The organism is Oceanospirillum beijerinckii DSM 7166 (assembly GCF_000422425.1).
In the GTDB taxonomy this organism is placed as follows: Bacteria; Pseudomonadota; Gammaproteobacteria; order Pseudomonadales; family Halomonadaceae; genus Oceanospirillum; species Oceanospirillum beijerinckii.
Genome location: NZ_AULT01000024.1, coordinates 1 through 20,536 on the forward strand (window position 1 = coordinate 1; position 20,536 = coordinate 20,536).

General features: G+C 47.4%; 16 protein-coding genes, 1 tRNA gene and 1 pseudogene. 3 read left to right on the forward strand and 15 right to left on the reverse strand.

What is annotated here, in order from left to right:
* Positions 1-404: 404 nt before the first annotated feature.
* The 4 genes and pseudogenes from H579_RS29860 to H579_RS0108320 all read right to left on the reverse strand — a co-directional run bounded on the left by H579_RS29860 (position 405) and on the right by H579_RS0108320 (position 1,750).
* Positions 405-581, reverse strand: a complete 177-nt coding sequence (locus H579_RS29860) for a DUF3360 family protein (protein WP_084624039.1) — start codon at positions 579-581, stop codon at positions 405-407.
* A pseudogene (locus H579_RS30075) lies at positions 568-886 on the reverse strand (transposase); the annotation flags it as partial. The gene H579_RS29860 and the pseudogene H579_RS30075, both read right to left, overlap by 14 nt.
* A gap of 199 nt (positions 887-1,085) precedes the next feature.
* Entirely contained in the window at positions 1,086-1,424 is a 339-nt protein-coding gene (locus tag H579_RS0108315; RefSeq protein WP_157834578.1) for a hypothetical protein, read from the reverse strand.
* Between the two features lie 38 nt (positions 1,425-1,462).
* Positions 1,463-1,750, reverse strand: a complete 288-nt coding sequence (locus H579_RS0108320) for a hypothetical protein (protein WP_028300288.1) — start codon at positions 1,748-1,750, stop codon at positions 1,463-1,465.
* Between the two features lie 110 nt (positions 1,751-1,860).
* On the opposite strand from H579_RS0108320, the gene dusA reads away from it, so the two are divergent.
* Positions 1,861-2,925 (forward strand): tRNA dihydrouridine(20/20a) synthase DusA, encoded by a 1,065-nt coding sequence (gene dusA / locus H579_RS24880; protein ID WP_281167030.1) that lies wholly within the window; start codon positions 1,861-1,863, stop codon positions 2,923-2,925.
* Between the two features lie 246 nt (positions 2,926-3,171).
* Positions 3,172-4,122 (forward strand): transaldolase, encoded by a 951-nt coding sequence (tal, locus tag H579_RS0108330; protein ID WP_028300289.1) that lies wholly within the window; start codon positions 3,172-3,174, stop codon positions 4,120-4,122.
* Between the two features lie 146 nt (positions 4,123-4,268).
* Here the strand turns inward: tal and H579_RS24885 are convergent, their stop codons facing one another.
* Positions 4,269-4,784 carry an STAS domain-containing protein gene (locus tag H579_RS24885; RefSeq protein ID WP_051227447.1) on the reverse strand — a complete coding sequence of 172 codons (516 nt, stop codon included), beginning with the start codon at positions 4,782-4,784 and terminating at the stop codon, positions 4,269-4,271.
* 32 nt (positions 4,785-4,816) lie between these two features.
* Entirely contained in the window at positions 4,817-5,977 is a 1,161-nt protein-coding gene (locus H579_RS24890; protein WP_051227448.1) for a PP2C family protein-serine/threonine phosphatase, read from the reverse strand.
* A gap of 141 nt (positions 5,978-6,118) precedes the next feature.
* Here H579_RS24890 and H579_RS0108345 point away from each other — a divergent pair, with 141 nt between their 5' ends.
* A complete protein-coding gene (locus tag H579_RS0108345) occupies positions 6,119-6,415 on the forward strand; it encodes a PilZ domain-containing protein (protein WP_036565805.1) in 297 nt (98 codons plus the stop codon).
* Between the two features lie 212 nt (positions 6,416-6,627).
* Here the strand turns inward: H579_RS0108345 and H579_RS0108350 are convergent, their stop codons facing one another.
* The 9 genes from H579_RS0108350 to H579_RS27780 form a co-directional block, all read right to left on the reverse strand.
* Complete coding sequence (locus H579_RS0108350) at positions 6,628-7,350, reverse strand: MlaA family lipoprotein (RefSeq protein ID WP_028300291.1); 723 nt, start codon at positions 7,348-7,350, stop codon at positions 6,628-6,630.
* Positions 7,351-7,559: 209 nt separating this feature from the next.
* Positions 7,560-8,492: a serine aminopeptidase domain-containing protein gene (locus H579_RS0108355; RefSeq protein ID WP_028300292.1), complete on the reverse strand. Its 933-nt coding sequence runs from the start codon at positions 8,490-8,492 to the stop codon at positions 7,560-7,562.
* Positions 8,492-12,499, reverse strand: coding sequence for an ATP-dependent RNA helicase HrpA (gene hrpA / locus H579_RS0108360; RefSeq protein ID WP_028300293.1), 4,008 nt, complete (start codon positions 12,497-12,499; stop codon positions 8,492-8,494). Before hrpA ends, H579_RS0108355 begins: the two co-directional genes overlap by 1 nt.
* Before the next feature lie 108 nt (positions 12,500-12,607).
* On the reverse strand, positions 12,608-15,433 hold the full coding sequence (locus H579_RS0108365) for a bifunctional diguanylate cyclase/phosphodiesterase (protein ID WP_169449698.1): 2,826 nt from the start codon (positions 15,431-15,433) through the stop codon (positions 12,608-12,610).
* Positions 15,434-15,778: 345 nt separating this feature from the next.
* The gene (locus H579_RS0108370) at positions 15,779-17,470 is read right to left on the reverse strand and encodes an AMP-binding protein (RefSeq protein WP_211224690.1); all 1,692 of its coding nucleotides are present in this window, start codon (positions 17,468-17,470) and stop codon (positions 15,779-15,781) included.
* Between the two features lie 590 nt (positions 17,471-18,060).
* Positions 18,061-18,141: transfer RNA gene (locus tag H579_RS29100), tRNA-OTHER, on the reverse strand.
* Positions 18,142-18,164: 23 nt separating this feature from the next.
* Entirely contained in the window at positions 18,165-19,058 is an 894-nt protein-coding gene (locus H579_RS0108375; protein WP_028300296.1) for a Mu-like prophage major head subunit gpT family protein, read from the reverse strand.
* A gap of 12 nt (positions 19,059-19,070) precedes the next feature.
* Positions 19,071-19,637: a hypothetical protein gene (locus tag H579_RS0108380; protein ID WP_028300297.1), complete on the reverse strand. Its 567-nt coding sequence runs from the start codon at positions 19,635-19,637 to the stop codon at positions 19,071-19,073.
* Between the two features lie 60 nt (positions 19,638-19,697).
* Complete coding sequence (locus H579_RS27780) at positions 19,698-20,363, reverse strand: Mor transcription activator family protein (RefSeq protein ID WP_051227450.1); 666 nt, start codon at positions 20,361-20,363, stop codon at positions 19,698-19,700.
* Positions 20,364-20,536: the final 173 nt, after the last annotated feature.

Consider the following 20,536-nt stretch of genomic DNA (forward strand, 5'->3'; position numbering starts at 1 on the left):
TACAGCATTCAAACCTCTTGTCAACAGTGATTTGAAATTTATTTTCAAATCGTCTTTTTCAAAACGGTTAAAAACTTTTGAAAAATCAGACTGTTACGGTGCTGCTTGAGGCCTTACCCCGTGACAGCGAGGGCGTATTATACGTATGGAAGACCAAAGCACAACCCCTATTTTCACTTTTTTGTAAAAAAGTTACAGAGAAGCTGAAAATAGCCTAAATACGGCTTATAGAGAAAAGATCAGAGAATGGAATCAGGTAAGAGGGGAGGAAGTAAGAAAAGGGAGCCAGTCAGCTCCCTCTCTTGATCCTTCCTATAAGACCAATGTTGCTCAGCAAGTTATTTCAGAGAAATCCGTGTCTATCTATTCAACGACCTATTTAGCTATGACCGATTCAACTATGGCTAGAAAGAGTCCAGCAACGGAGGAATACCCGGCAGCATACCCACCGCAGCCATTACACTACACATCACCACCAAGGTAATTGTCGGGATAATCCAGCGATCGGTGTGGCGTAACTCTTTACCACGCTCTTTATCACCGATAAGACCTAGTAACCCATCAGTCTTATAAATTAGGATAAAGGCGTTTTAACTTAATTCGGGCATCTTCCGTTGTAAAACGCCAGTCCACTCTTTGTTTTCCCCGGTTTCTCTCTCCAACCCAGCTACTTACCTCACGCTCGACTGTTTCAATATCTGGCAATCGTCTGTCCAGACATTGCCGTGCTAATACACTGAACTCACACTCTGCCATATTCAGCCAGCTACCATGCTTTGGTGTATAAACAAACTCCAGTTTATCCAACAAAGCCCTTGCCACTTCGGGTTTGAATGCTTTGTAAAGTGATGCGCGTATGTGTATTGAGATTGTCCATCACCAGCGTATCATCAGATGTGCAACACCATTTACATTCATACTCTGCATCATAGCGCTCAGCCTGCCCGGGGCAGGCCTTTATTGGCTCCCGAACCTCTTTCGTACATTGCACGCTGGTTTCATCCATGCAAATCACAGGGTAGTCCTTATCTGATGGCCGTTTGTAAACCTCCAGAACCGACTCCATCTGACAGACAAACTGTGCGTTACTCTGTGCCGGTATAGTAAATCTGAAACCACATAATATCTAACATCGGAATCTTGTTACGCCGATCCCGGTAATGCTTACGCCAGAAATACCGGCTCAACTTCCACAGCTCGGTAGGCGTTGGCCGCCGCTCCCTCTGCTTTGGCCGGGCGATCAGTTTATGCTGACGACAGATCACCCGCGTATCCTCAATCACACCCAGGTCCAGCGGAATGCCTTTAGCCGCTCTTACCGCCTTAAAAATCACTCCCAACCAGATCAAATCGTTATTCACCGTGGTCGGAGAGGCTCCGCCAGAAACCCGCCAACGGACATGCTCAATCAGACTCTGAGACATAACAACAACCGCCGGAATCTCTGCCAGCGCATACATTCTCAATCGAGCCAGGTCATAACCTTTGCTGCGTCCCCAGCCCTCAACAGGCTCAAATAGCCCCTCTGCTCTACCACATCGCCGATCAAAGTACCGGCATGGCGCACTTTTTCCAGACCGCTTTGGTCCTGCAGTTCAAGCTCACGCTTGTTTGCCCACTCTTCTGCCAACTTCTTTCTATCGAATGTGCGTGACTCCCTGTGTATAATCCGGCCTGCCTTTTTTATTCGTATATCCGCCTTATACTTAGTCTTACCGGCTGCGGTTTCTCTTTTCGTAATCATCGCCATGGGTGCGCCCTATTTGATCCCGGTGCGCCTTGCGAAAAAAGGCGCACTCTAGGCGCACCAATATACGAAAAAAGGTTAAAAACGTGCAATAAAAGATAGGTAAATATACAGTGACCGAGACCGAAAAAACCGCCAGCACCCCTTTAAAATCAAGCGCTTACCCTAATAGACGGTTTTCGGTGGCCCCTATGCTGGATTGGACAGATAAACACTATCGCTACTTTGCCCGTATTATGAGCAAAGAGGCCCTACTGTTTAGTGAAATGGTGACCACTGGAGCCATTCTGTTTGGTCAAAACCCTGAGCGCTTCCTGGCTTATAACGACGAGGAACACCCTCTGGCATTACAGCTGGGCGGCAGCAACCCGGAAGATCTGGCAAAGTGCACCAAAATCGCCGATGAATTTGGCTATGACGAGATCAACCTGAACGTAGGTTGTCCCAGTGACCGTGTACAGAACAATATGATCGGTGCTTGTCTGATGGGTCACGCCGACCTGGTGGCAGAATGTATCAGTGCAATGCGCTCGGTAACGGATAAAGCGGTCACCGTAAAATGCCGTATCGGTATCGATGACCAGGAGCCGGAAGAGATATTACCTAAGTTTATCGAAACTGTTGCCGCTACAGGGTGTACCAGTTTTACACTGCATGCCCGTAAGGCATGGCTACAGGGCTTAAGCCCTAAAGAAAACCGAGAGATACCTCCGCTGGACTATGATCTGGTCTACCGTATGAAGCAGACCTATCCAGAGCTGGAGATCTCGATCAATGGCGGAATCAAAACTTTTGCCGAGATGGAGCAACACCTGCAACATGTTGACGGTGTAATGGTAGGCCGCGAGGCCTATCAGAACCCTTATCTGCTGGCAGAAGTCGATCAGAAGCTGTTTAGCTCTGACCGTCCTGTGATCTCACGCCACCAAGCTATCGAGCAGATGCTGGATTATATCGAACAGCAGATAAGCCAGGGTGTGTATTTAGGTCACATTAGTCGCCATATACTGGGTATTTTCCAGGGCTGCCCCGGTGGTCGTAAGTTCCGTCGACACATAAGTGAAAACGCATACAAGCCTGGTGCCGGACCTGAAGTAGTGAAAGAAGCTCTGGCTTTAGTTTCCGAACAGGCCATTCTGGATCAGGCATTCAAATCACAGCCTGCTCTCGCGGAGTAGCCGCGATACCTGTACTCAGCATACAAGCATAAAACCCACCCGTTATCCTCCTGACCTCAAATATCCACTGAGGTCAGGACTCTATCACGTCACTTTACCCTCATAAACTCCTCTCTCGACCAGAGCCAACGATATAAAATTTTAGAGACAGGTTTACAAGCAAGGTCTGTCTATCTTAGTGTTATTGCAGGGTACTGATTTTCTCTTTAAAAACAAGAGATTCATCGATTGCAGGACACAAATGTTATGCCAAGCAAACTGGAACAACTTCGCCAAATGACTGTAGTGGTTGCCGATACAGGCGACATTGATGCCATTCGAGATCTACAGCCACAGGATGCGACAACCAACCCCTCCCTAGTACTCAAGGTTGCTGATAAACCTCAGTATCAGCCCTTGCTAAAAGAGGCAATAGAGAAGGCGCGCCAGGAGAGCCTGGACCTGGCTCAACAACTGGCTTATGCCGTAGACCGCGCATCTGTAGCCATTGGCGCTGAGATCAATCAGGTCATCCCCGGCTACATATCTACTGAAGTCAGCGCCAAATTGTCTTTTGATATTCGTGCTACTGTTGAAAAAGCGCGCCGTCTGATTCACCTCTATCAGGAAAAAGGTATTGGCCGTGATCGAGTACTGATCAAGATCGCTTCTACCTGGGAAGGCATTAAAGCGGCTGAGATTCTGGAAAAAGAGGGCATCCACTGCAACCTGACGCTGCTGTTTGCAATGCCTCAAGCAGTTGCATGTGCAGAGGCAGGCACTACACTGATCTCACCGTTTGTGGGCCGTATTCTGGACTGGTACAAAACAGCTCAACCCAATGAAGACTGGAGCGGCGCAAACGATCCAGGCGTATGCTCAGTACAGAAGATCTATCAGTACTACAAAGAGCATGGCTACCAAACCATCGTGATGGGTGCCAGCTTTCGTAACACCGATGAGATTGAACACCTGGCAGGCTGTGATCGCCTGACTATCAGTCCTGCGCTGCTGGAGCAACTGGCAGCGGATCAAGGCGAGCTAAAGCAAGTACTGAAGCCTGAAGCAGCCAGCAGTCAACAACCTCAGCCGCTAGATGAAGCCACATTCCGCTGGCAGATGAATCAAGATGCGATGGCCACTGAAAAGCTGGCCCAGGGTATCAGCCAGTTTGCAGCGGATCAGGATAAGCTGGAAGCGTTACTGGCACAGCTTTAACTTTCCAGTCTCTCTTATCCCCCCTGAAATCCAAATAACCAGTACAATAAAAAAACCCTTAGGGAAACTAAACTTCCCTAAGGGCTCTATTCTTTCTAACCACCAGCTTTTCATATGCAAAAAGCATAAAAACCACCAAAACGACCTCAGTGTCGTGTCACACTATCCTCTACACCCACAGCAGGGCAATTTTCCAGCGCAAAGACCACAGGTTCAAATTCAGCTTTATTTTTAGGATTTAATCCCATCAGGATTCGATGAGCATCAATCACTTTTTGGCGCACACTCTCTGCACATTCATCCAGAATCGGCGCTTCCTGCATACAACACCCTAACTCAACCGGCTCCCTACAGATTTCAAAATAATGCTCAAAGCCCATGGTTTCCAGAATATGAGTAATATCCGTACGGGTACTGATAATCGTAGGCTTATGATTTAACACACCTTTCGCATTAACGGCTATTTTTGCCAATAACCCTAATGCCGTACTGTCGATGCCGTCTGTTTCCGTCAGATCCACGACAACGGATTTTAATTCCCCACCAAAAATTCGCTTCAATAGAGAATCGATTGTGGAACATAGTGTCAATCTAACATCGCCCATAAACTTCAGAACGTAAACATCCTGATTTTCGGCGACCATGATTTTACCATTTTGCATAATTTAACAACCGGAAATAGACAAACAACTGACTACCCTTTTTTACCGGATATCGTCATTAAAGTGACATCATCAGGAGAATCTTCCATCCCCATCTGAGCAAACCACTCCACCATCCCAGCGTGATCTCCTGCATACTGTTGAGCAATTTCCAACAGTGTAGTTTCTTTATCGGCCAGACTGCCGCTTTGCATTAACTCAAAAACACCATCAGAGAAAAGCGAGAGATAGTAGCTTGGCTGCAACAATAACTCAAATTCCTCGTAGACCGCATCGTCAAAAAGTCCTACGGGCATACCCTTACCTTCGATAAAAGCGGCCTTACCATCCCGAACTAATACAGGCGCTGGATATTGAGCACCGTTGCAATAACACATTTTATGATTCCCACCATCCAAGATGGCCAGGAAGATAGTGACATGTTTACCCAACTCGGTACCCAAAATCTCCTTATTCAACTCGGCCAAAATCGCTCCCGGGGAAATTTTGGCACCTCTGATTAACATACGGGTAACAAAACGCCGGATAAATACCCTCAAGAGGATAGTCAGGAAAGCAGAAGAAGCGCCATGACCAGACACATCTGCTAAATAAAAGAGCACTCGCTCACGATCCATCGGGAAATAATCTACGAAGTCGCCACTCAAATATAAAGAGGGACATACTTTATGTTCAAAAGTCAGCGCCTGAAAATCCCACGGAGTTTGCGGCAACATCTTCTGCTGCACATAACGTCCTGCCTGCTGGTCCTGCCTTAAGACATCCAGGCTGGTCATCAGTTCCAGATTAATCTGCTCCAGCTCTTCATAAGTTTGCCGTGCCTGTCGGGCATCCCGTCGTCGACTGACAACCCTATGGGCAACCAGAGAAACCAGATTCAGGTGTCGATTGGGGTCCAGCACATAATCATCTGCACCAGCCTCCAGGCCCCGTACCACTAAACCGGCCTGCGAATCGTCAGCCAATAACAACACCGCATACTCTCGCTGAGAATCCAACCAGCGCTCAAGACGGAACAGGTCTTGATGATCATTCAGATAAAAGATCACCAACTCACAAGCTTTTGACAGATCCTCTGGTACAGCGTCAGTAGCTAAAGACTCTACTGCCAAATCTACATCCAGTAATTCAGCAAGATGCTCTATCTTACCCGGGCAGGGAATAAACACTGCATCTGCTATAGTTGAAAGCATGGTCGCTTATCATCCTTATTCAGTACCTAAACCTAGTGTAATCCCTAGACTCACTTAGGGAAATATCGGGGAGACATACAACCCCAATTTATGCCATAGTAAGTGTAACAATTTGTAAGCTTATGACTAAGAGTGATTGATATGGATTTTTTCTTACCCTTCAATGAAAAGCGTAAGTTCCCTCGAATTAAGGTAAACAGCCCGATAACCCTGGAAGAACAGGAGTCGGGTAAGACCTACGAAGCTCACTGCCTGGATCTTAGCGCTACTGGTAGCCGTGTTATTCTTGACGAACCACTGACTGTAAACACCCTGCTACGCATCAAACTCTCCAGCCCGCTGGGTTTAGATCCTTTCTGCGCACTAGCCAGGGTTGTTTATAATAGTCTTGAATCAGGCCATGAAATTGGGCTGGAAATTACCGAGATATTGGATTGAGCCCTCACACCAAATGATGCGAGAGCCAGCTCTTCCCATAAGTTAATACCACCACTATTATAAGCGGTGAAAGAAAACCCACACACAATATAGTAAAAGGCTGATTTAGCGGTTTTAAAGGAGTTGTACACTACTGAATAAGCAAGAGAGTACAAAAAAATAAACCTCTGACGGGGTACCAGCCCAAGAAAACCAGCCTCCTTTACAGAGAGTTAAAGTGCTTCATCATCAAGATCCAGATCATCAAAGCCCGCATCAAATTTATCTTCAACCTGACCATCATTGATCTGATAAGTACGGCTTTGCAAATACACATCCCGAATAAAACTGTACTTATCACCTTGAATGATGCCTTCACTATCCAGCAACTGATGCCTGATATGAATCAGTTTTAACGCAGTAATACCGTAACGCTCATCTTCTTTCAAATCCGCATGATTCAACGGGTCCAACAGGTAATCTGGATATAAACTGAGACCATCACGAACATTACTTGGCCCCAATATCGGCAAAACCAGATAAGGGCCGCTCTCAACACCCCATACGGCCAGGGTTTGACCAAAGTCTTCGCTATGCTCTTCAATATCCAGCATAGAAGCCACATCAATCAACCCCAGTAACCCAACAGTGCTGTTGATCAGAAAACGTCCTGCCGATGTTGCTGCTGCTCCTGGCTTGGCTTGTAGCAAATCGTTGGCCGCCGTCGGCACCTCTCCTAAATTACTGAAGAAATTACCTACACCACGGCGAATAAACGTCGGCACAACAGCCTTATAGCCCTTTGCTACCGGTTTGGCGACGTAACTGTCTACCGCTTCATTAAAGTAAAAAACTTTGCGGTTCCAATTTTCCCAGGGATCAACGTCTTCCACTGCCCAGGCAGAATTTGCCCCTAATAGCAGAACCAGCATCAATGCCGGGATTATCTTGTTCATCAGTAACACTCTTGCTTCCTTCATATCACCCTGGACAGGGCATTAGTTCTTCCAACATAAGACATTGCACTTCAAAGGGCACTTGTAGCGTTGAAGTACGTTTAAGAATCGCAGGACACATTCAACCTAAACAACATCCAGTCAAAGTAAATTGAGTGGATTCATACAAAGCATCTGCTGTAATTAACTCAGTCCTTCTAGCCTATTAGCTAACTAACACAAGATTTTTCAGCAATCTCCTGTAACCAAGCCAGTAACAAAGGATAGTAATCCTCTTCGGCATCTGTATTAGTGCAGAGCTCCGATACCGAATAGTTCCTTTTATTACCTGTTTTAGCAGACAACTTGATCATACGGGCATCGTGCTTTGCCAGCTCGAACATAAAGTTGCGACTATCCACTTCCCTTTGCATCCACTTCTGATGAGCAGAGACAAAGTACAGGCTAGGAGGAAAAGAGAGCGTTTTCATCGCCTGATGGTAATCAAAGCCGTCTTCTCTGTCTTGCCAACTATCCTGTTGCCAGCCCTGTATATCCGTTAATAAAGCACGGGATTCATTCACCAAGCCATCACCCATGAACATAGCGGGCACATACCCCAGCAAAGCAGCGAAAGAAGGGATCAGCTTGCATTCAAAAAAACCATAATTCAGCTGTTTTAGCCAGCCAACGGAAGACTGAACTCGCTGCGGATTAAAGTGAACAATCCCTGCCACTTGGTTAATGATTTCGGGGTTGCGGGCTAAAAATGCACTCCAAAGTACACTCCCCAATTGATACCCCATTAAAAAGCGCTGTGGGTGCCTATGTCGCTTATCTACCGCTTTCCAGATCAAGGGCAGGTCTTCGATCACTAATTGCAACCAACTATAAGGCTGCTGTCGGAGTAGAGTGCGAGAGGCATCTCTTCCACGATAACTACAGACAAACACCTCATACCCCTGATCGACAAGAGAGTAAGCTAAGCCTACTCCCTTATCTGAATTCAGGAAGATACGACTATCCTGCCCAAATCCGTGCAGCATAAGTACACACCCTTTTAGCTCTCCCTGGCGCGGTGTTAAACGATGCAGACCTGCAGCCATAGAAGGCGTTAGCGGTAGAGTAATAAACTCCTCCAGCACCTGTCGATCCATCGTCATCAGGCTAGTTCACTCCATATTTTGTCTAAGCGCTTCGCTGATACGGGCACTTTAGTACCCAATTGTTGCGCAAACAGCGATACCCGATACTCTTCCAACATCCAACGGTAAGGAGCCAGAGCCACCGCACTACCCTCACGCTGCTCCAACTGCTCTGCCTTGGTCTGATATTTCTGCCACAACTGATTCAGCTCATCACTCCAAAGCTGCTCACGCCCTCGGTTTAAGCCTGCTTTTTCCAGACGCAATAGAATCGCTTTCAGATAACGGGGCAGCTCCTGTAACCATTCACGGCCAGTTTGGTGCAAGAAGCCTACATAAACCAGATTTTCCAGCTGAAAGCGAATATCACTATAGATAAAGGCCAGTGCCAACGGAATCTTACCCTTCAGCTTCTTCTGAATTTCGTGATTCAGCTTAAGTACTTCATGGCACAGCTTGAGCACCTCAACCGCTTCCTTGGCGACTCGATCTTTATTGGCTGCAAGATGTTGCTGAAAGGCCTGTGCATCTCTTGGCATCGACTCTTCCCTGAAGGCCCAGTCAAAACTGGCCAGCACTAAGTCCTGTACCAGCTGGTCTTTTTTACCCAGGCTATTGAACAGTAAAGCCACCTGATTTAGATTCGGCAATGATTTTTCCACCCATTTCACCTGCTGAGGCAGTGCCAGCATCAATAGACGGCGTACCCCTTGCCAGTGGGCTTCTTTTGCCTGCCCCGGTAGATCAAACAACGTAGAGTCCACACTGTCTTTTTTATCCACCAGTGCCGGATAGGCTCTTAATACAATACCCTGCTGTTCCTGCTCAATCTGCTCCGGTATTGTCAGGTTAGCAGGCCAACTGGTCAGGCCCTGCTGCTTAAACTTATCATCACCGCTGATACGCACCTGCTCAGCGGATTGACCGGAGAACTGTTCCAGCAACTCAGACAGATCACGGGATTCACCCAGAATCTTGCCTTTGGCGTCCACCACCTGAATCAGCATTCGATGATGAGCATCCAGTTCATGGGGCTTCCATAGCTCAGGGTCAATGCGCACCCCGGTTTTACGGCGCAGCTGCTCCGCCAGACAGACCGTCAACGGTAAATCCCCTGGCTCCAGCATCGGGAGTACATCATCAATATGATCAGGGATCGGCACAAAGTTCTTGCGCACCTGCTTAGGCAGATTTTTTACCAGCGCAATACATTTATCCCGCAGCATACCCGGTACCAGCCAATCCAGACGGTTCTCATTGATCTGCTGCAAACCCGCGACCGGCACCTTGATATTCAGACCATCGTGTTGCTTGCCCGGCTCAAACTGGTAATCCAGCGCCAGGCGCATGCCTTCCAGCCCCAGTTGATCCGGGAACTGGTAATCGATCGCCTGCTCGTCGGCTTCCCGCTGTAACAATTCATCTTTATTAAAGAACAGGTAGTGTTTGTCGTCCTTCTCAACGGTTTTACGCCACTTTTCAAAACCGGCACCGTTGTAGATTTTTTCCGTAATGCGCTCATCATAGAAACGGAACAGGGTTTCATCATCCACTAAAAGATCACGACGACGCACCTTGGATTCCAGCTGCTCTACTTCGGCAATCGCCTGCTGATTGTGTTGATAAAACGGCGCTTTGCTGAAATAGCCACCTTCCACCAGGCCAGTACGGATAAAGATCTCACGGGAGATCACCGGATCGATCGGGCCATAGTGCACACGACGATTGGGTACAATGGGCAAGCCGTACAGGGTCACTTTTTCAGCAGCAACCACCTGAGCGCGTTTTTTCTCCCAGTGGGGCTCACTGTAACTGTGCTTGGTCAGGTGCTTGGCGTAACGCTCCACCCACTCAGGTTCGATCTTGGCGACCTGACGGGCGTAGAGTTTGCTGGTTTCCACCAGCTCTGCCGCCATAATCCAGCGCGGCTGCTTTTTAAACAGCGCAGAGCCTGGGAAAACATGGAACTTGCGGTTGCGGGCCCCCAAGTACTCACGGTCTTCCAGTTTCATGCCCAGATGGCTTAACAGCCCCGGCAATAGGGATTTATGCACATTGTCATAACCCGCTGGATTCTCATTAAACTCCAGTTTCAGCTCTTTACTCATCAACTTGAGCTGATGGTGCACGTCGCGCCATTCGCGCATCTTCAGATAGGACAGAAACTGCTTATGACACCATTTACGGAACTGGCTGCTGCTCAGCTCCTGACGCTGCTCTTCATAGCCGTTCCACAAGTTCACAAACGCCAGGAAGTCGGAGTTATCATCTTTCCACTGACGGTGTTTCTCATCCGCTTGCTGCTGTTTGTCGTGGGGACGCTCACGGGGGTCCTGGGCGCTCAAGGCACTGGCGATAATCAGCACTTCATTCAGCGCCTTATGTTCGGCACCGGCCAGTACCATACGGGCGATACGAGGATCGATAGGTAACTTGGATAGCTGACGACCAATCTGAGTCAGGTTTTCCTTATCATCCACAGCACCCAATTCATGCAGCAAACGGAAGCCGTCACGGATATAACGATTATCCGGCGCATCGACAAACGGGAAGTGGGCGATATTACCCAGACGCAGATTCAACATCTGCAGGATCACCGATGCCAGATTGGTACGACGGATCTCGGGATCGGTAAACTCAGGACGCCCAACAAAATCTTCTTCGCTGTAGAGGCGAATACACAGACCTTCTGCAATACGGCCACAACGCCCTTTACGCTGATTAGCGCTGGCCTGAGATACCGCTTCAATCGGCAAACGCTGGACCTTGGAGCGGTAGCTATAGCGGCTGATACGGGCGGTACCCGGATCGATCACATAGCGGATACCCGGCACCGTTAATGAGGTCTCGGCCACGTTGGTGGACAACACGATACGGCGGCCATTGTGGGACTGGAACACCCGGTTCTGCTCTTTGGCGCTTAAGCGTGCATACAAAGGCAGAATCTCCGTATGCAGGAATTTCGCCTTGCGCAGCACCTCAGCGGTTTCACGGATCTCACGTTCACCGGGCAGGAAGATCAGAATATCCCGTGGACCCGAGCCCCATTTACGCTCTTTCTCAATAACGGTGATCTCTTCCACCGCCTCGACAATACCCTGGTGCAGATACTGGTCGTAATCGCGCTCTTCGTCGTCATCCAACTCCATCAGCGGACGATACAGCAGATCTACCGGGAAAGTGCGACCCGACACCTCTATCACAGGGGCATTATTGAAGTGCTTGGAGAAGCGCTCCACATCAATGGTTGCCGAGGTGATAACCACCTTCAGATCGGGACGCTTAGGCAGCAGCTGTTTCAGATAGCCCAACAGGAAATCGATATTCAGGCTACGTTCGTGAGCCTCATCGATAATCAGTACTTCATAACGGTTCAGGAAACGATCATTCTGGGTTTCAGCCAACAGAATACCGTCGGTCATCAGCTTAACCAGGGTATTTTCCGTTACCTGATCGGTAAAACGCACCTGATAACCCGCCTGCTCACCAAAGGGCACTTTCAGCTCTTCAGCAACACGGCTGGCGACGGTTCTGGCGGCTAAACGACGGGGTTGAGTATGGCCGATCAGGCCACGGGCACCCAGGCCCAGCTCCAAACAGATCTTAGGAATCTGAGTGGTTTTACCGGAACCGGTTTCACCGGCAATCACCACCACCTGATTATCACGAATCGCTTCGGCGATCTGCTCTTTTTTCTGGCTAACCGGCAGGTTTTCCGGGTATTCCACCTTGGGAATCAGCTGCAAACGCTCTTGTACTCGTTCCGCAGAACGTTGAATCTGAGCAACCAGTTTTTCCAGCTCGGCTTGAGGATCTTTGATCTCCTCGACTTTACCGCCACGACGTCCTTTTCCCCGTCCCTTTTGGCCCGGGCTCTGACCCCTGTTTGGTCCATTAGATACCAATGGCGGCTGCCCAGACAGCACAGGCTTTAACTGCTTCCACTTCTGCTGTAAGCGAAAACGATCTTTCAGCATCGAGGCTGCTAATAACTGCTCAATTTCAGAGGGAATTACCGTAGACATTACCGCACCAGACAAACAAAAAGCGGCATTCTACCTTGTTTAGCGCCAAAAGGCAGACTTTCCCCAAGAAAGATTCCGACTGAATCTAAAGAAGCCGTTTCAGTCTCTCTAGGCCAGGGAACAACCGCCTATTATTTGCTCTTCAGATTGAGCCTGTTCCTGTAACAAAACCACCTCCTGTAACAAAGCCTGATCCTTTCGCAACTCTTTCTCTTGTCGCAAAAAATGACCGGCTGCCTCTTCCGGTAAAGGTTTTGAAAACAGATAGCCCTGTGCGAACCGACAACCGGCTGCTTGTAACAACGCCTTCTGTTCCTGAGTTTCCACCCCTTCGGCCACTACTTTCAGATTCAACAAACGAGCCATATGTACGATGACCTCAATCATCGCCTGCTTACTGCTGTCTTCTTCCAGTTGATGCACAAAGGAGCGATCCACCTTGATACCATCAATGGGAAACTCCACCAGGCGTTTAAGGGAGCTATAACCGGTGCCAAAATCATCGATATAGATCTTAAAACCCATATCCCTAAGTGCCGTCAGACGCCCAACCACCGCCTGCTCATCCATATCCAACGCACTCTCGGTCAGTTCAAAGCGGATACTATGGGCGTTCACTCCCGCTTGCTGCAACAGATCCGGTAGCGCATCAATCAAACTATCATCATGTAGCTGACGAGGGGACAGATTGATATTAATGGTAATGGGTTTATCAGGCACACAGGCTTGCAGCTGATTAAAACCTTTTAGGGCTTGCTCTACAATCCATAGACCGATACCCGGCATCAGATGCTGCTGCTCCGCCAAAGGTATAAAACGCTCCGGTGACACCTGGCCCAGCTGTGGGTTATACCAGCGCAGCAACACCTCAAAGCCGCATACGCTATTACGCTCGGGGCCACTGGAGTGACATATAGAACTATCCTCTATAGAGACGACGGGCTGATAATTCAGGCTAAACTCTTGTTTACCCAAAGCACTATGCAGATGATTCTCAAACTCGGTCTGCTGCTGAATCTGCTTATGCAACTCCAGACTATAGACCTGATGGGCCGCCTTACCGTTTTTCTTCACCTCATACATCGCCAAATCCGCATCCCGTAAGATATCATCGGCATTTTGGTAGTGAGGTCCCAGGAAAGTGACACCGATACTAGCGGAGACCTGTAAGGAAATTAAGCAGCCATCTAACATCACTGGCCGGGCAACCTCCAGTTGTAAACGATCGGTCAGCTGTTGCAGTGCGAGGTTAGACATCTCGCCGGCCAGATAGATGACAAACTCATCACCACCAATGCGAGCAATACTATCCTGCTGACGCAGTACCTGTTGCAAACGTTGAGCGATCTCCTGCAGAAAAAGATCGCCGTTACCATGGCCATAGGTGTCGTTGATCTTTTTAAAGCCATCCAGATCGATAAACAGTACCTGCCCCCATCGCTGCTGTTGCAGGTGGTTTTCCAGCAATTTCTGACAGGCGCTACGATTTAACAGCCCCGTTAACGGATCATGATTGGCCTGATAGTTCAGTCGCTGTTCATTAAACTTACGCTCGGTAATCACATCCAGCGTACCCTGATAAACCAAACGATCTTCTGCTTCGGCATTCAGATAGGCATTCTCCGATAACCAGATACTGTTACCGTAACGATCGATGCCTTCCCACTCGTAGTTGTAGACCTCTTTTTTCTCCAGCAAGGTCTGCATAAAGCTTTGGTAGCTCTGCTGCTCCCGATGTAACTGCCGACCTATATGCTCTACCGCTTGCTGCATCTGTGCCGGATCATCATAACCAAAGGCCTTGGCCAAAGAAGGGTTCACCTTAAGAAAACGCCCTTCCAATGTGGCGCTATAAACACCCTCAACCACCTTTTCAAATAGATTGTGGTATTCACTTTGCGCCACAGCCAGAGAACGGCCCTGCTCTTTCGCCAGCTCCTCGGCCCTGATACGCCGATCCACCGCATGGCGCAGCAACGATAAGAACAACCAGATCACCAAGGCAATGCTGCCGACAATCAAGCTGGGTCGGGACAGCAGCCACCAGGGCGGTTCAGGGCTCAAATCGATAAAGCGGTATTTCAGTGTCCAGCTACCATACTGCTGCATAAACTCAGCCCGATAACGGCTATCACTCGTGTGGCGATGCAGAGAGCTAAACAGCAGCTCGGGTTCAACACTGCCCTGGCGATAGATCTCCAGCCCCAGATTCTGTCTTTGATTCAGCACAGGCCCCAACAGGATCTGCATCGCTTCATCAAAATGCACCATAGCACTGACATAACCTCTGAGTTCGGGGCCTACCTCGCGGTGCTCGCCTTCACTATTTTCTCGCAGGGAAAATACAGGTAACAGCAGGCGCATCTCTGGGGTTTCACTATCATCAAACCCCATATTCTCGCTGATCACAATCTCGACACGGTTGCTGTTAACCGCCGTCACCATGCCTTTACGAATACTGGGAATAGCCGCCAGATTAACGCCTAAAGACAAGCCATTCATCTGACCAGAAGCGGAATAATAGATGGGAAAGAGCTCTTCATATTGACTGACCCGGCTTAAACGGAAATCAAAGATGCCGTCCTTTCTGGCTTGCTCTATCATCGCCTCAGATTGCCCAGGCAAGGTTTTAGGTAGCCATCCATATACCACAATGCCATAACCACTCAGCTTTGATTGAGCATTAAATTGATCAAACTGTTGCCGGGTCAGATCCGGCTGAAAAGTCATCAAATTACGCAGAGCGACTAAGTGCTCTTCCAATGCTGCCAGATTGCGCTCGGCGGCACTCATACTCAGACTGGCATATTGATGCAGCTGTTCATCCCTCAGCCTTTGCTCATTATTCTCCAACGCCTGATACAGCAGATACATCGGCAAGACCAGGGCACAAACCGTAATAAATAACCAAACTCTGATTTTTTGTTCCGTCACAAGACCACCGACTATCGCAAATATGGGGGGATAACCTTTTATTCCTTGCTGTTGCCCCATAAGTCCTGTTTTCGCTCTACCTAGAGCCCTGTCAGATGCAGACAGCGGTACTTAATGATGCAAACAAGATAATGGTATATATTCTCATTTGCAAATTAAAGCTCCCAATCTAATAAAATTTTCTTCGCATAAACAAAAGAACCCCGCTTACGGCTGTAAGCGGGGTTCTTTCTGAGCAGAAGGCCTGTTAAAACAACGATCCGTTAAAACAGCTAGAAGCGAAAACAAGAAGCTGTAAAACGAAAATCACTTAAAACAAAAAGCTGCCAGTTTCAGTACGTTGGATTACGCGGCCTGAGCACTATTTAGCTTGCTCAGCTCCTCATCTCTCAGTGTACGGCGTAGTACTTTACCGACGTTGGTTTTGGGTAGCTCTTCGCGAAACTCAATCTGCTTAGGCACCTTATAACCGGTCAAGTGACTTCGGCAATATTCCTTAACCTCTTCAATCGTCAGCTTGCTATTACGGCTGACAATAAACACCTTAATCGCTTCACCAGCCACATCATCGGGCACACCGATAGCCGCCGCTTCTATAATATCGTGATGGGATACAATCACATCTTCAATTTCGTTTGGATAGACGTTAAAACCAGACACTAAGATCATATCTTTCTTGCGATCCACGATACGGGTATAGCCATCTTCCTGTATCACAGCAATATCACCAGTCATCAACCAGCCATCTTCGGTAATGGTTTTTGCGGTTTCTTCCGGGCGTTGCCAATAACCTTCCATCACCTGAGGACCACGCACACAAAGCTCACCAGTGCCGCCCCAAGGTACGGTATTACCCTCTTCATCAATAATTTTCAGATCGGTAGAAGGTACCGGTAGACCAATAGTACCCATCTGAGACTGGCATGGCAGATTAAAACTGACAATGGGTGACGTCTCCGTCATACCGTAACCTTCGTTGATATGACAGCCGGTTACCTCAAACCACTCCTCTTCTGCGGCATGAGTCAGCGCCATACCACCGGAAATGGTCAGCTTCAGATTGGAGAAGTCCAGCTGTTTAAAGTCCTCACGGTTACACAGCGCCACAAACAGCGTGTTCAGACCGACAAAACCGGAGAACTTATGTTTAGCCAGCTCTTTGACAAAGGCTGGCAGATCCCGTGGATTAGTAATCAGAATGGAGTGGTTACCGGACTCCATCAGCACCAGGCTGACAGTAAAAGTATAGATGTGGTACATAGGCAGAGGAGAGATAATGGACTCTTGCCCCTCTTCCAGAATAGTGTTCAGAATAATACGGGCCTGCAACATATTCGCCACCAGGTTCCGGTGGCTGAGCATCGCACCTTTGGCAACCCCTGTCGTACCACCGGTATACTGCAATACCGCCAGGTCACCAGCATTAGCGTGATGCTCTTCCATGGGTAACTTTTTACCCGCAGATAACACCTCCCTAAAGCTGATCGCCTGTGGAATGGAGCAATCCGGCACCATCTTCTTCACATAGCGTACGACTGAATTGATTAGGGTACGTTTGGCAAAGCTGTGCATATCGCCCAGCTCGGTGATAATGACATGTTCAATCTTAGTATCCGGCAATACCTTCTCTGCCAGATGAGCCATATTAGCCAGTACCACCAAAGCTTTTACGCCGGAATCCTGAAACTGATGACGCATCTCACGCTCGGTATAGAGCGGATTAGTATTCACCACCACCAGACCGGCACGCATCGCCCCAAACAACGCAATAGGATATTGCAGAGTGTTCGGCAGCTGAATCGCAATACGTTCACCGGGTTTTAGGCCCAGCTGATTTTGCAGATAAGCGGCAAAGTCCCGGGCATAAAAATCCAGCTCTTTGAACGTGATGGTTTTGCCCAGATTGCTGAATGCAGGACGACCTGCAAAACGGTTACAGGCTTCATCCAGCACATCCAGAATAGAGTCATACTTGGACAGATCAATTTCCGTCTCAATCCCCTCGGGGTATTTATCTTTAAAAAACTGACTGATCATCATTAATCTCCCGGCATTTATTGTTATTGGCTGCCTGGCTTAAACCGCTCAGGGGCTATATTAGTCGTTCTGATGACACAACATAAACCAGTCCCAAGAAAAAGTAAAACACACGATTTAAACGCACGTTTGTTTTATTAATCAGGTCAGCAAGATCAATTAGTTAGCCTGACACTGGCTTTTGCCCCTTCTCTTAGATAGGACACCCTGGGGGCAAAAAAGTTGGGCTTTATTAGCAGTCTAGAGGGATTTTGGCTGGGTTTACAACTCAGGATTTCCCTTAATGCGCCAGTTTTGTGCAAATGTGTCTTTAATGATAACACTTCGGCGAAAAATGATTGTTAAGGACATCGCAAAACGGCTCTTGGCTGAAAAATGAAGCTATCGGTCAAAAAGAAACTTTTGCGTGAATGCTTATATCATTTCTAATAAATGCCTTGATATCCGAGTAGGTTGGATAAGCGATGTAGGGCCGCGAGATATTTCAGAATTATCAGCGAGATAATTGGCGTTCAGAATTCTTCCGCATAGTGAAAGATACTTTCAAACAATACGGAAAAGGAACTGACTAGTAGGTTTGTATGGAAAGTAAGCAAGGGTGGGAGTCGAACCCACATAAAGGGGTCAGCTCTCACCGACCACCCCGTTTTACCGATCAACGTACACTTGCTTACTTCGATGGGGATTTTACAACTTAATCCAGCCAAGGCACGACAAGAACTTCTACCGCACCGTAGTTCGCATTACTTTCACCGTAGGCTTTTCTTTCAGCTTCAACAAGCTGCTTAGCCTGAATACGATTACTAGGACCGACTACAAGTAAACTAGGAACAAGACCTAAAGGTCGGCCTTTGTCGGACTTCATTTCCGTAATCATGCTGTACGCCTGATTAAAGTTATCTTCTGTCAGATCTGATGTTGCACCAATGGCCTGCTGCCAAAACCCGAAACCAGCGTTCAGTCTAGCATCGACGCCATATAGATACTCATCGCTCAGAAACACATGATCAGAGGTTCCTGCATCTGTTTTAGCTTGTAATCTGTAGTCACGTCTGGTTTGTAAAATTAAAGGTTTCAGAGGACGTTTAGTGTCCAACAAAAACCATGGTGCACTGCTGCCCTGGATCAGGTTTGAAACAGCTTTCTGCTCTCCATCTGAACCTACCATATGGGAGTCATCAAAGAAATTTAGCCCATCATAGCAAGGTGTGGAGAAACCGTCCTTCAGCAATGAAAATACAAGCTCATCAGGGTGAGTTGCTGCCGCATACCCCATATCTTCAAACTTAGGGGCCATAATGCCATAAGTATCATCTTCGATTCTTTCGGCTGGAATAGACTCAGTAGCTTCAAACTTGCGGTTACGAACAACATAGTTCGAAACTTTCATTCTATTAATCTGGCGATCACCGATCCATTCACGTAATCGGCTAAACTCGCCTAGCCAGCTGTAGTTCTCTTCCGACCCTGAAGACGGCACCTGAGTAGCAACTTTATGCCACAATGGTTGATAGCTGTCGCGCCCTTTATTAAATGACGTATTAACAGCGGCATATAAAGATTGAAGTGCTTCTTTTGAAATATCCATTTGATATTTACCTTATTTAATTCCCATTTGTTCTAGTAACTGGTCTTGAGTGGCCGTAATGGCTTTTCTATCTAGCTCACCATACTTACTCTTGATTGGTTCTGATAAAAATCGAATAGACCAGCCAGGGTTCATACCATCGCCAGCGGCGATTATTTCTCTCAGCAAGTCCAGCAGATCACCGTCAAGCTGTAACTTTTTACAAAGCTGATTGTGTTTTTCTTTCCACAAATCCTTCAGAGCTTGATTAATAGCTTGTTGTTTGTTGTGAGCAGAAGAATTGAATACCTCTATTCTTTTCTCCAAATTGATAACCAGAAGCTCTGCATCTTCGAAGGTAGCCTCTGCTACCTTAAGAGCCTTTCGTATACCTTCAATATCCTCTATAGATACAGCCTCTCTTAGCTTGGACTGCTCAATAGATACACCATGCTGTGCTTTCCTTAGATGCTCTTGTGCTTCCGGTAGCTGCTTATCGGTAATTAAATCAATATCAGATTTCTCTTTTTCGAAAGATGATAGTAGATCTTTGTACTTACTGATGCTTTCAGAAAGTAGCTGAGAAGTGTCCTTTGTCATGATTTATGCTCCTAATAAATTTAAAAATAATAAGGGTGATATAGTCTTTAATAGATTGATCTAGACAGCAGCACCATTAGGAGGTGCATGGTGTAATTCTCGTTGTTGCTCAATGATGCTATATACCCGCTGAGGTGTTAGCCCATATTCTTGAGCCAAGCTTCTTTGATTGAAGCCATCAAACGCCTGGTAAATCTTTATATTGCGTAATGCCCGCTGCAAACGATCGCTACGAGGCAAGTAAAATGCTCGACCGGATAGATAGTTGGACAGGGCCTTACAAGCATCTTTTGCATGTGGATATGCAGCCTCCAGAGTGATGTCAAGGCTGCGAGCTAACTCGCCCTGAATAATAGATAAAACAGCCATAAGAGTTTGCTGAGGAGGCAACCCACTCTCTTCTAAGTTGGCGCAAGTAGTCTCCTGATTAGCCTCAATATCACGAAAAGCTCGCTCTAACAGACTACTACGAGGCAAGTAGATTTGCTTTCCCCCTAAACAGTGGGCAATTGCAACACAAGAATTCCGCGCATATGGGTATGCCGTATCTAGGGTGATATTGAGACTTCGAGCTAATTGATACTGTATAACGGATAAAAGATCAGCCAGTGCTTTCGGCCATACATTTGGAGTTCGATCTATAGCTTCAATATTGTTTAGAATAGCGCTCAGCTCTGGATCTAAATCATCTAAACTATTTGTTGTATTTTCCTCACTTGAACTCATATCTACTTCCTGTGAACGGGCTTTGTGTAACACAATCTTATTCATAGGTAGGTCACAGATCTTTTGAACAAGGTCAAAAAACAGGAGGCAATTGCGGAAAATATTTGCTGAATGGGCTAATAAGAGAGCAGAAGTGCAGAGTTGGCTATTATTCCATAGCCAACCCTGATTTG

Excerpts from the sequence above, each read along its gene's own strand:
- H579_RS0108345 (WP_036565805.1), top strand. The coding sequence starts at position 6,119 with ATGGATTTTTTCTTACCCTTCAATGAAAAGCGTAAGTTCCCTCGAATT.
- H579_RS0108380 (WP_028300297.1), bottom strand. The coding sequence starts at position 19,637 with ATGACAAAGGACACTTCTCAGCTACTTTCTGAAAGCATCAGTAAGTAC.
- H579_RS0108350 (WP_028300291.1), bottom strand. The coding sequence starts at position 7,350 with ATGAACAAGATAATCCCGGCATTGATGCTGGTTCTGCTATTAGGGGCA.
- H579_RS0108315 (WP_157834578.1), bottom strand. The coding sequence starts at position 1,424 with ATGTCTCAGAGTCTGATTGAGCATGTCCGTTGGCGGGTTTCTGGCGGA.
- H579_RS0108375 (WP_028300296.1), bottom strand. The coding sequence starts at position 19,058 with ATGGATATTTCAAAAGAAGCACTTCAATCTTTATATGCCGCTGTTAAT.
- hrpA (WP_028300293.1), bottom strand. The coding sequence starts at position 12,499 with ATGTCTACGGTAATTCCCTCTGAAATTGAGCAGTTATTAGCAGCCTCG.
- H579_RS24890 (WP_051227448.1), bottom strand. The coding sequence starts at position 5,977 with ATGCTTTCAACTATAGCAGATGCAGTGTTTATTCCCTGCCCGGGTAAG.
- H579_RS0108355 (WP_028300292.1), bottom strand. The coding sequence starts at position 8,492 with ATGACGATGGATCGACAGGTGCTGGAGGAGTTTATTACTCTACCGCTA.
- tal (WP_028300289.1), top strand. The coding sequence starts at position 3,172 with ATGCCAAGCAAACTGGAACAACTTCGCCAAATGACTGTAGTGGTTGCC.
- H579_RS24885 (WP_051227447.1), bottom strand. The coding sequence starts at position 4,784 with ATGCAAAATGGTAAAATCATGGTCGCCGAAAATCAGGATGTTTACGTT.
- H579_RS0108320 (WP_028300288.1), bottom strand. The coding sequence starts at position 1,750 with ATGGCGATGATTACGAAAAGAGAAACCGCAGCCGGTAAGACTAAGTAT.
- H579_RS0108370 (WP_211224690.1), bottom strand. The coding sequence starts at position 17,470 with ATGATCAGTCAGTTTTTTAAAGATAAATACCCCGAGGGGATTGAGACG.
- H579_RS27780 (WP_051227450.1), bottom strand. The coding sequence starts at position 20,363 with ATGAGTTCAAGTGAGGAAAATACAACAAATAGTTTAGATGATTTAGAT.